A 12,482-nucleotide genomic window follows, 5' to 3' on the forward strand; every position below is an offset into this window, starting at 1 on the left:
TAATGCTAGAACAAAATAAAAAAATTTATCAATTAATTATTTTAGGCGCGGGACCAGCGGGGACAGCAGCTGGTGTTTATGCGGCGCGTAAAAAAATCGATACTTTAATCATAGCCGAAAATTTTGGTGGTCAAGCGGTAGTAGCGGCGACAATTGAAAATATAGTTGGGTTTGAAAAGATTAGCGGCATCGAAATGGCTATGCGTTTTGAAAAGCAATTGCGTTACCACTCTGATTTAGAAATTGTGATTGATAAGGTGATTGAAATTATTGAGAGAGATAAATTTTTTGAGGTAAAAACAGACCAATCAACATATTTTGGTGAAAAATTACTTATTGCTTTAGGTAGAAGATATCGCAAACTTAATGTTCCGAAAGAAAGAGAATTAGAAGGTAGAGGAGTTTTTTATTGTTCAACCTGTGATGCGCCTCTTTTAAAAAATAAAAATGCCGCGGTGATTGGCGGGGGTAATTCTGCATTATTGAGCGTTATTGATTTGATGCCTTTTGCTAAAAAAATTTATTTATTAACTGATGAATCATTTTTAAGGGGCGATCCAGTATTGCAGGATAGAATTAAAGCCGATGCTAAAGTAGAAATTATTTTTAATACGCAAATTATTGAGATTTTGGGAGATAAATTAGTTCAGGGAATTAAATTTAAGGATAAAACTAGCGGTATAGAAAGAACAATTGATGTTGATGGAATTTTTATTCAAATTGGGATGCAGCCAAATTCCGAGTTATTAAAAAACCTTGTTAAATTAAATGAGGCGGGGGAAATTATTGTTGAGCCACTGTCAGGAAAAACATCTCATCCTAAAATTTGGGCAGCGGGCGATATTACCAATTTACCCTATAAACAAATTAGTGTAGCGATAGGAGATGGCGTTAGGGCATTGCTTGATATTTATAACGAAATTCAAAATACAAAAACAAAAGAATTCATCTAATTTAAAAAACGAGGAAATTTCTTTTTATTAGGAAAATTTTGTGATATAATAAAAACAATGAAAACAATCATTGCTAATTTAAAAATGAATCCAACAAGCGAGAAGGAAGCTGATGAAATTTTTAATTTTTATCAAGAAGAAATCCAAAAATTTAATAGGGTAAATTTAATTGTTGCACCGCCATACATCTATTTAAAATTAGCCAAAGAAAAAGGATTAGAGGTAGCTGCGCAAAATTGTTTTTATGAAAAAAGCGGAGCATATACCGGAGAAATTTCATCGTTGATGCTTAAAGATTTGGGTGTTGGATATGTAATTTTAGGTCATTCAGAAAGAAGAAGTCTGGGAGAAAACAATGAATTAATTGCTAAAAAAACGAAAGCGGTTTTAGAAAATAAGTTAATGCCGATTCTTTGTGTTGGCGAAACTAAAGAAGAATTGAAAATAAGAGAAAATATTATAAAAGAACAATTAAAATCAGTTTTTTCATTAGCAGCATCGGATAGAATTATTATTGCTTATGAGCCGCGTTGGGCAATTGGGACGGGGGAATTTTGTAATCCACAAACAGCATCAGAAATTCATCAATTTATAAAAGATTTTATTAAGGACGAGTTTGGTATTAATAATATTCTTGTTTTATACGGCGGTTCAGTTGATGGTCAAAATATAGAAATTTTTTTAAATCAATCAAATATTGATGGCGCTTTAGTCGGAGGCGCTTCATTAAATAAAGAAGAATTTGCTAAAATTTTAGAAATAGCAAATTCGAAATAAAAATTATGTGCAAAATAAATTCAAATAATTTATGGCAATATAGCTTATCAGCCTTTCTTTTAGTAGGAGCAATAGTTGGTTTGATTTTTGGATGGTCTATTTATTTGCGATCGCAAAATTTAACCAGCCAGAATACTTTAGTAGTGTCGGGCGAGGGGAAGGTTTATGTAAAACCTGATTTAGCAATTATTGAAGCAACAGTTGTCACACAAAATAAGGATTTTAAAACTGTTCAATTAGAGAATGATCAGAAAATGCAAAGAGTGGTTAATTTTGTAAAAGAATCAGGTATTGACGAAAAAGATATTAAAACCACCCAATATAATTTACAACCGCAATATGATTATTCCTGGTGTCGTTCTAGCGAATATCCAGTTTATTGCCCCCCGAAATTAGTTAACTACATTTTAACGCAGAGTATTCAAATTAAAATTCGTGATTTATCGAAAGTGGGGGATATTATAGGAAATTTAACAGCTTTTGGTGCTAATCAAATTTCCAATATTACTTTTACTGTTGAAAATATTGATGAATATCAAGCACAGGCAAGAGAAGAGGCTATAGTGAAAGCGCAAAATAAAGCATTGGCCACTGCCAGAGCAGCTGGAGTAAAATTGGGGAAAATTATCAATATTAATGAAAATAGCAACAATTATATTCCTCTAAGGACAATGGCCAAAGATGAAATAATGGGCGCAGCCCCAAGTGCTCCAATTGAAATGGGGACCAATGAAATTAATGTTTTTGTTTCTTTGACTTACGAATTAAAATAGTAAAATCCTATGAACATTATTAATCCAAATATAGTTAGCAACAAAAAAATATTGTTGCGTGTTGATTATAATGTGGATTTAGATGAAAAAGGAAAAATTATCAGCGATTTCCGCCTTCGTGCCAGTTTAGAGACAATTAATTTTTTATTAAAATATTCGGCGCAAAAAATAATTATTGTTAGTCATTTAGGACGACCAGAAGGCAAAGAGAAAAAATTAAGTTTAGAGCCAATTGCTAAACATTTAGAAAAATTGTTAAAGAAACGAGTAGTTTTTCTTGGGGATTGTATTGGCAACGAAATAAAAAATACAATTAATAATTCCAAAGAAAAAATTTTTTTGTTGGAAAACCTGAGATTTTATAAAGAAGAAGAGAATAATGACGAATTATTTGCTCAAAAACTGGCTGATTTGGCAGATATTTATATTAACGATGCTTTCGGCGTATCCCATCGTTTGAATGCTTCGGTGGCTGCCATCACCAAATTTCTACCATCATATGCAGGTTTCTTGATGAAGAAAGAAGTTGAAAATCTTTCTAAGATAAAAGATGACGCTGTTAGTCCTTTTGTTATAGTTTTAGGTGGGGCAAAAATTTCTACAAAATTACCATTGATTAAGGCATTTTTGAATAAGGCTGATTATATTCTTTTGGGTGGTGGTTTGGCTAATACTTTTTGGAAGGCATGGGGATTTAATGTTGGTAAATCATTAGTGGAAGAAAAAATGATTGAGGAGGCAAAAAATTTAGGTTCCCAGAAAGCAGAATTAATTCTGCCCGGTGATTTAATCGTTGCTTCAGATTTTAACGATAAAAATGGTAAAACAAAAGAAATAGGCGAGATAAAAGAGAAGGATATTATAGTTGATATTGGGCCAGTGGCAACTCAAACCTTTGTTAATATTATAAAAAATGCCCAGACAATTTTATGGAATGGACCGATGGGTTATTGGGAAAATAAAAAATTTCGGGATGGAACAGAAAAAATAGCCAAAGCCATTGCTAAAAATAAAAATTTTACTGTTGTTGGCGGAGGCGAAACTTTAACAGCAATTGAAGAACTGGGTTTATTAGACGAATATCATTTTGTTTCAACTGGTGGCGGTGCTATGCTTGATTTTTTAAGTTCGAATGAATTGTCAGCTTTGAAATTTTTACAATAAATTTATGACTAACAAAACATGGAAATTAAAAGAAAAAATGCCAGAAGATTTTATTAATTTATTGCCGGATTTCCCTCGGCCGATTTTGCAATTATTATGGAATAGAAATTTAAAAAAACGCGAGGATATATTTAAATTTTTGAACCCATCCATTTATTCTTTATACCACCCCTCTTTAATGCTAAATATGAAAGAGGGAGCAGAAAAAATTTTGGGATACATAAAAAATAATCAAAAAATAGCTATTTACGGAGATTATGATACTGATGGAGTTTGTTCAACTGTGATTTTGGCCAAAACCTTTAAATTATTAGAATTTCACAATTTTGATGTATATATCCCCAATCGTTATAAAGGAGGATACGGTTTAACTACTGAAAATGTTCAAAAAATTGCTGAACGCGGCAATAAATTGATTATTACCATTGATTGTGGAATAACTGACGTAGAAGAGATTGATTTGGCTAAAAAATTGGGAATGGATGTTATTGTTTGCGACCATCATTTACCACAGCCCCAATTGCCAAAGGCTTTAATTATTGATCCTTGTCAGCCCGAAGATGGATATCCATTTAAAGATTTAGTTGCTACAGCGTTGAGTTATAAATTATCAATGCTAATTCTAGAATTAGAAAAACATCCACTACGTTCATTATTAGCGCGACAATTTTTAGATTTAGTAGCCATTGCGACCGTTGCTGATGTTGCGCCGCTTGTTGATGAAAATCGTATTTTTGTTGCTGAAGGATTAAGACAATTGGTTAAAACTCAAAATATAGGCTTAAGAAAATTATTAGAAATTTGTGGATTAAATTTAAAGACTAAATTAGATCCATACCATGTCGGTTTTATTATCGCGCCCCGTTTGAATGCCGTTGGGAGAGTCAAGCATATCGTAGACCATATTGGTTTGGAAGAGACAGATTATAGTTTTGAATTATTGATGACAGAAAATGAAAACGAAGCTCAGATTTTTGCTCAAAAAGTTAATGATTTGAATTTAGAACGTCAAAACCAAGTTCAAGAAGCTTATGAAGAGGCATTAGAACAATTAAAAAAAGAAGAAAAACTTGATAAAATTTTGTTGTTGGGTAGTGAAAAATGGTCAAAAGGAATTGTAGGAATAGTAGCTGGTAAAATTAAAGATGAATTTTATCGTCCTGTTTTTATTTATTCCAAAGGACCCGAGATAAGCATCGGTTCAGCCCGCTCGATTAATGGTTATAATCTTGTTGAATTAATGAGCCGCCATCGTGATTTATTTATTGAATGTGGCGGTCATCGAATCGCGGCGGGATTTACGATTAAAAATGAGAATATAGAAAAACTAAAAAAAGCTTTAATAGAAGAAGGTCAATTAATTCCAGATGAATACCTTCAACCAAACTTAATAATAGACGCTGAAATTGGCGGAGAAGAAATCGATGAGAAATTTTTGGATTTTTTCTATCGTTTTGAACCTTATGGTAGGGATAATCCAGAACCCGTTTTTTTAATGAAAGATGTGATAGTTGTTGATTCGCGTTTAGTGGGCAGCAATGGAAATCATATAAAATTTAGTATCCAAAAAGATAAGAAAATTTTTAATGTAATTAGTTTTAATAATGCCGAGAAATTAAAATTTTTAACTCCAAACAAAAAAGCAGACATCCTTTTCCGTCTATTTATTAATGAATGGCAAGGACAAAAATACTTGGAATTAGAACTAATCGATTTAAAGGAGAAATAATATGAAAAAAATAATTGGAGAAAAAATTATTATTTATACTGATGGTGGAAGTCGAGGTAATCCTGGCGAGGGTGCAATTGGAGTAGTGATAGAAGGAATTGGTAGAGAAAAAAAACAATATTCGCAAACGATTGGTATTGTTACCAATAATGAAGCAGAATATCAAGCAGTGATTTTTGCCTTAAAAAAGATAAAGCAATTGGTGGGGAAAGAAAAATTAAAAAATATAACAGTGGAAATTAAATTGGATTCCGAATTAGTAGCTAAACAATTGCGCGGTGAATATAAAATTGAAGAAAAAAATCTACAGTTATTATTTATGGAAGTTTGGAATTTACGATTTGATATTCCCAACGTTGTTTTTAAACATATTCCTCGCGAACAAAATAAAGAGGCAGATTTTCTTGTCAACAAATCTTTAAATGAAAAAGAATCAACGCTTTTCTAAGAAAGAAAAAATTGTTTTGGCTATTGATGAGGTGGGCAGAGGAGCAATTGCTGGACCTTTGGTTTTGGGAGGTTTTTTATGTTGCGATAATAAAGAAACACGCAATTTTCTGAGAAATATAAAAGATTCCAAAAAATTAACTTTTCAGCAAAGATTAACTTGGTTTAAAAAATTTAAATTATTAAAAGGGCAATTTTATACAGTGTTTATTTCTAATAAATTAATTGATAAAAAAGGAATGGGTTGGGCTATTAAAGAAGGAGTCAAACAATTGTGTGAAAAGGTAAAAATTAAACCATCAATAGTTTTGCTTGATGGGGGATTAAAAGCGCCAAAAATATATAAACAGCGAACTATTATAAAAGGAGACGAAAAAAATTGTTTCATTTCAGCCGCAGCTATTTATGCTAAAGTAAAACGCGATTTATATATGATAAAATTAGAAAAAAAATTTGCGTATCGATTTGATAATCATAAAGGCTATGGGACAAAAAAACATATAGAATTAATAAGAAAAAATGGCATTAGTGATATTCACCGCAAAAGTTTTTTAAATAATATATTGTCAAAAAATAAAGATTGATTAAAATTGAAAAAGGATGCGGGTGTGGTGTAGCGGCAACACGTCTCCCTTCCAAGGAGAAGATCGCCGGTTCAAATCCGGTCACCCGCTCAAAAATATGAAATTTTCTATTGTTGTGCCCTGTTATAACGAAGAAAAAAACATTTCTTCATTATTGGAATCAATTAAACAATTGGAATATCCGCAAGATAATTTTGAGGTAATTATTGTTGATAATAATTGTACCGACAAAACAGTAGAAATAGCAAAGAAATACCAATTTCCTAAAATTGTAAAAGAGGAAAAACAGGGTTTAACTTTTGCTCGTCAGAGAGGATTTTTAAGTTCAACGGGAGAAATAATTCTATCTGTAGATGCTGATTGTCGTTTAAGTAAAAATAGTTTAAAAAATATGGAACAATATTTTAACAACCCAGAGATTGTAGCCGTTTCTGGCCCCTATGATTATGAAGATATGAACATCTTTTTGAGAAAAAATTTTTTATTTTTCCAAACTATTTTTTATCCTATTGTACCAAAAATATTACAATTTTTCTTTAGAAAACCTGCGGCATTAATTATTGGGGGTAATATGGCTATTCGTAGGAAGGCATTGGAGAAAATCGGTGGTTATGATACGAGTGTAAAATTTTGGGGAGAAGATATTTTAGTGGCTTTGAAATTAGCAAAATTAGGCAAAATAATTTTTTCGCCCAAATTAACAATATTAACTTCGGGAAGAAGATTTAAAAACGACGGCTATTTTAAAACAATTACTCGATATTTTTTAAACTATTTCTGGATTTATTTTTTTAATAAACCTTTTGTAAAAGAAAAATAGATTTTTTTATTGCATTTTTTATTTTTTTGTGCGAAAATTTAATTAATATGATATATTCTGATTTAACTGTTGAAGAATTAAAAAATTTAAATAAAGAACATCTAGTTGTTTTATTCCCAATGGGTGCCATTGAACAACATGGTCCGCATTTGCCATTAGGAACTGATAGTTATATTGCAGAAAATATTGCTAAAAAAATTGAACAAAAAGCACCAGATAAAATTGTTTTATTACCCACGCTGTTTTATGGGGTTTCGGGTAGTTATGCCGGCTCTTTGGATGTTGATAATAGAATTTTTGAAGAATTAACGCTGGGCATTAGCAAAAGTGTATTAAACAATGGTTTTCGAAAAATTTTCTTTTTAAATGGCCATGGAGGCAATCAAAGCTATTTAGAAGACGTTATTGCTAGTTTAAATATAGAATACCCATACGCCGCAACAATTCCTCTTTATTTATCGGGCAAAAGAGGTGTTCAGGCTTTAAAAAAGGTTAATTTTAAGTATTGGGTACGTCATGCCGATGAAATAGAAACGTCGTTGATGATGGCGATTAATGAGAAATTGGTACAAAAAGAAAAAGTCATTGATGAAACGGGATTGTTAAAAACTAAAGATTATAAACCATTAGATGAAGGCACTTTAAAACTTTTTTTGCCGTGGGAATATGAATCGGTAAGCGGCGTTTATGGCGAACCATCTAAAGCAAGCAAAGAGATTGGTGAGTTTTTGTTGGACGAAGCAGCAGAAGAAATTTTAGACATTATTAATCAATTTGAAAAAATTACTCAGAAAATTGAAAAAATAATTTCACAGCAGAAAGAAGAGAATAATTTAAATGGTCAAAATAACACCTCCGCAGTTAATTAATTGACAAAAGAAAATTAATCCATAATATATAAAACATATGTTAGCAGTAATTGAAACAGGAGGAAAACAATATTTAATTAAAGAAGGAGATAAAATTAAAATAGAAAAGTTAACGGGCAATACAGGAGATAAAATTGTTTTTGATAAAGTTCTTTTGTTGGCCGCTGAGAATGGAAAATTAGAAATCGGGAAACCATATTTAGAAAAACATTCGGTTGAGGCGGAAATATTAAAAATAGGACGATCGCGAAAGGTGATTGTTTTTCGCTATCATTCAAAAACACGCTATCGAAAGAAGAGAGGGCATCGACAATGGTATACAGAAGCGAAAATTACAAAGATAAAATAGAAAATCTCCCGCAAGGGAGATTTTTTTCAAATATAATCCATATTTATTTCACTGGCGGTTGGATAAAGCATTTTTAATTGTTTCTTCATCGGCAAATTCGATTTCGCCTCCAGTGGGAATACCTCTTCCAATTCGAGTAATTTTTTTTGTTAAATTTTTTAATTTTCTTTCCAAATACATAGCAGTTAAATCTCCTTCAGTCGTTGGGTTGAGAGCCAAAATAATTTCTTCAGCCATCTTATTTGGCAATTCTTGAATGCGTTTTTGGAGTTTGTCTATATGTAATTTCTGGTAACTTTCTAAATTATTAGGATCGATTAGTTGACCGAGAATATGATAGACGCCTTTGAATTGATGAGTGTTTTCAATGGAGAATACATCAGTTTCTTTTTCAACGACACAAATCAAATCTTTCTTGCGGTTTCTATCAGTGCAAATATCACATAATTGTCCATTACCTTCAAAAGGTAAAAAACACTGTTCGCAAATTTTAATATTCTTTTCTAATTCTGCTAAAATAATTAGTAATTTTTGCCTAATTTCTTTATTGCGTGTAAGATAAAAAGCCAATCGAAATGCTTGTCTTTTCCCAATGGAAGGGAATTTTGCAACAAGTTCAACAAATTTTTGAATGGTTGAAGGGAGCATGTTTGTTATTCAATAATAGACCAATCACTTTCCATGCTGGCCACCCCGTCTTCACTAAAAGTTTCATCAATATTGCGGAAAGTTGTTAATTCAGGAATAAATTTGACTTTAATTGTCCCTAAGGGGCCATTGCGATGTTTAGCAATAATAATTTCAGCTGTGTTTTTTTCTTCTTCTAATAATTCCGTTTCTAATTTATCACGATCTTTACGATAAATAAAAAGCACTACATCAGCGTCTTGTTCAATAGAGCCAGATTCGCGAAGATCTGATAATTTGGGTATTTTATGATCTCTTTGTTCAACAGCGCGAGAAAGCTGGGAAACAGCCAAAATTGGCACATTTAATTCGCGGGCCAAAGCTTTTAATCCTCGGGAAATTTCAGTAATTTGCTGGACCATGCTCCCGTTGTAATTTTCCCGAGGTACAATAAGTTGGAGATAATCAATAATAATTAAATCCAATCCTTTTTCAGCTTGAAGACGCCGCGCCATTGTTCTAATCTGCATAATGTTAGGTGATGAGTTATCATCAATATAAATAGGTGCTTGAGATAAACGGTCTAGGCCTTGTTGTAAAATTTCAAAGTCTTCTGGATGTAATTTTCCTGTACGAATACGCCATAATTCAATTCCGGATTCGGCACTAATTAAACGATCAACCACTTGTTCCTTAGACATTTCTAAACTAAAAATACCAACAGACTTTTTTTCTTTTACAGCCGCATATCGAGCAATATCAAGCGCGAGTGATGTTTTACCAAGGGAAGGACGAGCGGCGAGAATAATTAGATCTGATGGTTGTAGTCCAAAAAGTTTTTTGTCTAATTCAACAAAACCAGTGGGGATGCCAGAAAATTGTTTTTCTCCTTGATGGAGCATTTCAATTCGTTCAAACGCTTTCGTTAGTATTGGTTTTAATGGCAAAAATTCTTGACGAAGCGATTTCTGGGTAATTTGGAAAAGTTTTTGTTCAGCTTCATCTAAAAGTTGATCAACGTCTTTTGTTTCTTGCCAAGCCAATTCACCGATTTCATAAGCGGTCGAAATTAAATTTCTGAGAATTCTTTTTTGTTGGACAATTTTAGCATAAGCAACTACATGGCTGCTGGTGGGAACCATGTTTACCAACGAAGCCAAATAGCTAGCTCCGCCAATTTCACTTAATTGTTTTTTTTCTTGCAAACGATTGGTAACGCTGACAATGTCGATAGGTTCGTGCTTATTATACAAATCCATCATAGCCTCATAAATTTTTTGATGGGCAGTTCGATAAAAATCTTCTACTTCTAAAAAATCAGCAATTTTCGTAATTGCCTCTTTATCAATCATTAAACATCCCAAAACAGATTTTTCTGCCTCAATATTTTGAGGTGGCACCTCTTTTAATGTTTTTTCATTTTCTTTTTCTCTGCTGGTTTTTTTATCAACCATATAATTATTTTACAAAATAAATTAGAAATAAAAATAAACAAAAAATTAACAAGATATCCACGGATTAATTTTTAGTGTTTATTGACCCATTCATTGATTGTTTTGTTAATGTTTGGGTGAAGACCTTCAATAACCCCCCTTTCTTTTTTAGAAAATTTTTTTAAGACGATATCAATGGCTTTTGCTTTGATTTCTTTTCGGCGAACGCCTATGCGCAATCGCCAAAAACCTTTTGAATTAAGAATTTTAATAATTGATTCAACGCCTTTATGGCCGGCTGCTCCGCGATTTTTTTGAATTTTAAAATTGCCCAATAACAGATCCGTATCATCGTGAACAACCAATAAATCGTTAAGTTGGGTATTAAAATATTTAACTAAATTTTTGACAATACGACCGGATTCGTTCATGTAGCAATAGGGAATTGCATAAATTGTGTGCTTCTCTTGATAAATTAAAGCAGACAACTTCTTGTTTAACGAAAAAGAGCCATTAAATATTTGTTTGACAAAAATTTTAACTGCTTCAGCGCCGACATTGTGTGGCGTAGATTTAAATCCAGCATTTTTATTGCCCAAACCGATAATAAGTTGCATATCAAGCTCATTTTAATGAATAAATAACAGATTATCAAGCGAATTTTTTCATTCTTGACGAAATTATTTAAATTTTTAAAATAAAAATATCCCGAATTAAAGGTCGATATAGCAAGAGTACCGATTATCATGACTAACGCAAAAGACCAGGAATTTCTCGAGTACATTGTTAAAGCACTTGTGGATTATCCTGATGAGGTAAAAGTTACTCGTACCATTGATGAAATGGGAGTGCTTTTAACCTTAAAGGTTAATCCCAAGGACATGGGCCGAATTATCGGGCGCCAGGGATCGGTGGTAAGAGCCATCCGTTCTTTAACTCGTTTAGTCGGCCTCAGAAATAATGCTCGAGTGAATTTGAAAATCGAAGAACCAGCTGGTTCTTCAAAACAGAATGTAAGTTCTGTTGAGAAAGAAGTTGAAAATTTGGGAAATTTTTAATTTGCAAAAACTTCTTAAAAAGAAAATAAACCCCTCATAAGCAGGGGTTTATTTTCTAAAAAATATGAAAAAAAAGAAAATTACCAAAAAATTTTACATTCTTTCTTTATTTCCGGAGGTTTTTAGTTATTTAAATACTTCTATTTTAAAACGAGCTCAAAACAAGAACTTAGTCAAAATCGAAATTATTAATCCGCGTAATTTTGCTACCGATAAACATAAAACCGTTGATGATAAACCATATGGGGGAGGGCCGGGGATGGTAATGATGATTGAGCCGATTTATAAAGCAATTTTTTATCTTAAAAAAAAGATTAAAAATTTTAACAAAAAAAACACGAGAATCATCCTTTTTTCTTTGCGTGGGGAAAAATTTAATCAAACAACAGCCAAACGTTTATTAAAATATGATAACTTGATTTTAATTTGCGGACACTATGAAGGGGTAGATGAACGCGTTGCTAAATATTTGGCTGATGAGGAAATTTCAGTGGGGGATTATATTTTAAGTGGCGGCGAAATTCCGGCAATGATTGTTGTTGATACTATTTCGCGTTTAATTCCTGGGGTGTTGGGCAAATATGAGTCTCTCGAAGAGTTTAAAGGTAGTTACCCTGTTTATACTCGGCCAGCAGTCTTTTATCCCAATTCGAAAAATAAAAAAATCGCTTGGCGTGTGCCACCTGTCCTTTTATCCGGTAATCACAAAAAAATAGAGGAATGGAGGAAGAAACAAAAGAAGTTGTAACAACAACCTTTTTTATTTATAAAATTTACAGATATAATTTAAAAGAAAGCGCAAAATATAAAAAATAAGAAAAAATATGCCTGAAAAAATACCTCGACAACCAATAAGAACACCTGAACAAGAAAAAGAGAGAGAAGAAAAAAGAAAGATT

The 12,482-nt window shown here is 32.2% G+C and carries 15 protein-coding genes and 1 tRNA gene; 13 read left to right on the forward strand and 3 right to left on the reverse strand.

The window, feature by feature from the left end; genetic code table 11:
• The first annotated feature begins 2 nt into the window (after nucleotides 1-2).
• From N2692_02895 to rplU, 11 genes are all read left to right on the forward strand, one after another.
• Entirely contained in the window at nucleotides 3-953 is a 951-nt protein-coding gene (locus N2692_02895; GenBank protein MCX8016217.1) for an FAD-dependent oxidoreductase, read from the forward strand.
• A gap of 57 nt (nucleotides 954-1,010) precedes the next feature.
• Nucleotides 1,011-1,730: a triose-phosphate isomerase gene (gene tpiA / locus N2692_02900; GenBank protein MCX8016218.1), complete on the forward strand. Its 720-nt coding sequence runs from the start codon at nucleotides 1,011-1,013 to the stop codon at nucleotides 1,728-1,730.
• A gap of 5 nt (nucleotides 1,731-1,735) precedes the next feature.
• Nucleotides 1,736-2,503, forward strand: coding sequence for an SIMPL domain-containing protein (locus N2692_02905; GenBank protein MCX8016219.1), 768 nt, complete (start codon nucleotides 1,736-1,738; stop codon nucleotides 2,501-2,503).
• A 9-nt stretch (nucleotides 2,504-2,512) separates the two neighbouring features.
• Nucleotides 2,513-3,667, forward strand: coding sequence for a phosphoglycerate kinase (locus N2692_02910; GenBank protein ID MCX8016220.1), 1,155 nt, complete (start codon nucleotides 2,513-2,515; stop codon nucleotides 3,665-3,667).
• A 4-nt stretch (nucleotides 3,668-3,671) separates the two neighbouring features.
• Entirely contained in the window at nucleotides 3,672-5,396 is a 1,725-nt protein-coding gene (gene recJ, locus N2692_02915; protein ID MCX8016221.1) for a single-stranded-DNA-specific exonuclease RecJ, read from the forward strand.
• 1 nt (nucleotide 5,397) lies between these two features.
• Entirely contained in the window at nucleotides 5,398-5,844 is a 447-nt protein-coding gene (locus N2692_02920) for a ribonuclease HI family protein (protein MCX8016222.1), read from the forward strand.
• Complete coding sequence (locus N2692_02925; protein ID MCX8016223.1) at nucleotides 5,819-6,427, forward strand: ribonuclease HII; 609 nt, start codon at nucleotides 5,819-5,821, stop codon at nucleotides 6,425-6,427. Before N2692_02920 ends, N2692_02925 begins: the two co-directional genes overlap by 26 nt.
• Nucleotides 6,428-6,445: 18 nt before the next feature.
• Nucleotides 6,446-6,517 (forward strand) — tRNA-Gly (locus N2692_02930).
• 7 nt (nucleotides 6,518-6,524) lie between these two features.
• Nucleotides 6,525-7,247 carry a glycosyltransferase family 2 protein gene (locus N2692_02935; GenBank protein ID MCX8016224.1) on the forward strand — a complete coding sequence of 241 codons (723 nt, stop codon included), beginning with the start codon at nucleotides 6,525-6,527 and terminating at the stop codon, nucleotides 7,245-7,247.
• Nucleotides 7,248-7,294: 47 nt separating this feature from the next.
• A complete protein-coding gene (locus N2692_02940) occupies nucleotides 7,295-8,116 on the forward strand; it encodes a creatininase family protein (protein MCX8016225.1) in 822 nt (273 codons plus the stop codon).
• A 37-nt stretch (nucleotides 8,117-8,153) separates the two neighbouring features.
• Nucleotides 8,154-8,465, forward strand: a complete 312-nt coding sequence (rplU, locus tag N2692_02945; protein ID MCX8016226.1) for a 50S ribosomal protein L21 — start codon at nucleotides 8,154-8,156, stop codon at nucleotides 8,463-8,465.
• Nucleotides 8,466-8,513: 48 nt separating this feature from the next.
• Here the strand turns inward: rplU and recR are convergent, their stop codons facing one another.
• From recR to pth, 3 genes are all read right to left on the reverse strand, one after another.
• Nucleotides 8,514-9,113, reverse strand: a complete 600-nt coding sequence (gene recR / locus N2692_02950) for a recombination mediator RecR (GenBank protein MCX8016227.1) — start codon at nucleotides 9,111-9,113, stop codon at nucleotides 8,514-8,516.
• A 5-nt stretch (nucleotides 9,114-9,118) separates the two neighbouring features.
• Nucleotides 9,119-10,546 carry a replicative DNA helicase gene (gene dnaB / locus N2692_02955; GenBank protein MCX8016228.1) on the reverse strand — a complete coding sequence of 476 codons (1,428 nt, stop codon included), beginning with the start codon at nucleotides 10,544-10,546 and terminating at the stop codon, nucleotides 9,119-9,121.
• A 71-nt stretch (nucleotides 10,547-10,617) separates the two neighbouring features.
• Nucleotides 10,618-11,142, reverse strand: coding sequence for an aminoacyl-tRNA hydrolase (pth, locus tag N2692_02960; GenBank protein MCX8016229.1), 525 nt, complete (start codon nucleotides 11,140-11,142; stop codon nucleotides 10,618-10,620).
• A 129-nt stretch (nucleotides 11,143-11,271) separates the two neighbouring features.
• Here pth and N2692_02965 point away from each other — a divergent pair, with 129 nt between their 5' ends.
• Nucleotides 11,272-11,583: a KH domain-containing protein gene (locus N2692_02965; protein ID MCX8016230.1), complete on the forward strand. Its 312-nt coding sequence runs from the start codon at nucleotides 11,272-11,274 to the stop codon at nucleotides 11,581-11,583.
• A gap of 64 nt (nucleotides 11,584-11,647) precedes the next feature.
• Complete coding sequence (trmD, locus tag N2692_02970) at nucleotides 11,648-12,331, forward strand: tRNA (guanosine(37)-N1)-methyltransferase TrmD (GenBank protein MCX8016231.1); 684 nt, start codon at nucleotides 11,648-11,650, stop codon at nucleotides 12,329-12,331.
• Nucleotides 12,332-12,482: the final 151 nt, after the last annotated feature.

It is taken from the genome of Patescibacteria group bacterium (assembly GCA_026415775.1).
GTDB lineage: Bacteria > Patescibacteriota > Minisyncoccia > UBA6257 > JAAZHW01 > SKW32.

Excerpts from the sequence above, each read along its gene's own strand:
- N2692_02895 (MCX8016217.1), top strand. The coding sequence starts at position 3 with ATGCTAGAACAAAATAAAAAAATTTATCAATTAATTATTTTAGGCGCG.
- tpiA (MCX8016218.1), top strand. The coding sequence starts at position 1,011 with ATGAAAACAATCATTGCTAATTTAAAAATGAATCCAACAAGCGAGAAG.
- N2692_02905 (MCX8016219.1), top strand. The coding sequence starts at position 1,736 with ATGTGCAAAATAAATTCAAATAATTTATGGCAATATAGCTTATCAGCC.
- N2692_02910 (MCX8016220.1), top strand. The coding sequence starts at position 2,513 with ATGAACATTATTAATCCAAATATAGTTAGCAACAAAAAAATATTGTTG.
- recJ (MCX8016221.1), top strand. The coding sequence starts at position 3,672 with ATGACTAACAAAACATGGAAATTAAAAGAAAAAATGCCAGAAGATTTT.
- N2692_02920 (MCX8016222.1), top strand. The coding sequence starts at position 5,398 with ATGAAAAAAATAATTGGAGAAAAAATTATTATTTATACTGATGGTGGA.
- N2692_02925 (MCX8016223.1), top strand. The coding sequence starts at position 5,819 with ATGAAAAAGAATCAACGCTTTTCTAAGAAAGAAAAAATTGTTTTGGCT.
- N2692_02935 (MCX8016224.1), top strand. The coding sequence starts at position 6,525 with ATGAAATTTTCTATTGTTGTGCCCTGTTATAACGAAGAAAAAAACATT.
- N2692_02940 (MCX8016225.1), top strand. The coding sequence starts at position 7,295 with ATGATATATTCTGATTTAACTGTTGAAGAATTAAAAAATTTAAATAAA.
- rplU (MCX8016226.1), top strand. The coding sequence starts at position 8,154 with ATGTTAGCAGTAATTGAAACAGGAGGAAAACAATATTTAATTAAAGAA.
- recR (MCX8016227.1), bottom strand. The coding sequence starts at position 9,113 with ATGCTCCCTTCAACCATTCAAAAATTTGTTGAACTTGTTGCAAAATTC.
- dnaB (MCX8016228.1), bottom strand. The coding sequence starts at position 10,546 with ATGGTTGATAAAAAAACCAGCAGAGAAAAAGAAAATGAAAAAACATTA.
- pth (MCX8016229.1), bottom strand. The coding sequence starts at position 11,142 with ATGCAACTTATTATCGGTTTGGGCAATAAAAATGCTGGATTTAAATCT.
- N2692_02965 (MCX8016230.1), top strand. The coding sequence starts at position 11,272 with ATGACTAACGCAAAAGACCAGGAATTTCTCGAGTACATTGTTAAAGCA.
- trmD (MCX8016231.1), top strand. The coding sequence starts at position 11,648 with ATGAAAAAAAAGAAAATTACCAAAAAATTTTACATTCTTTCTTTATTT.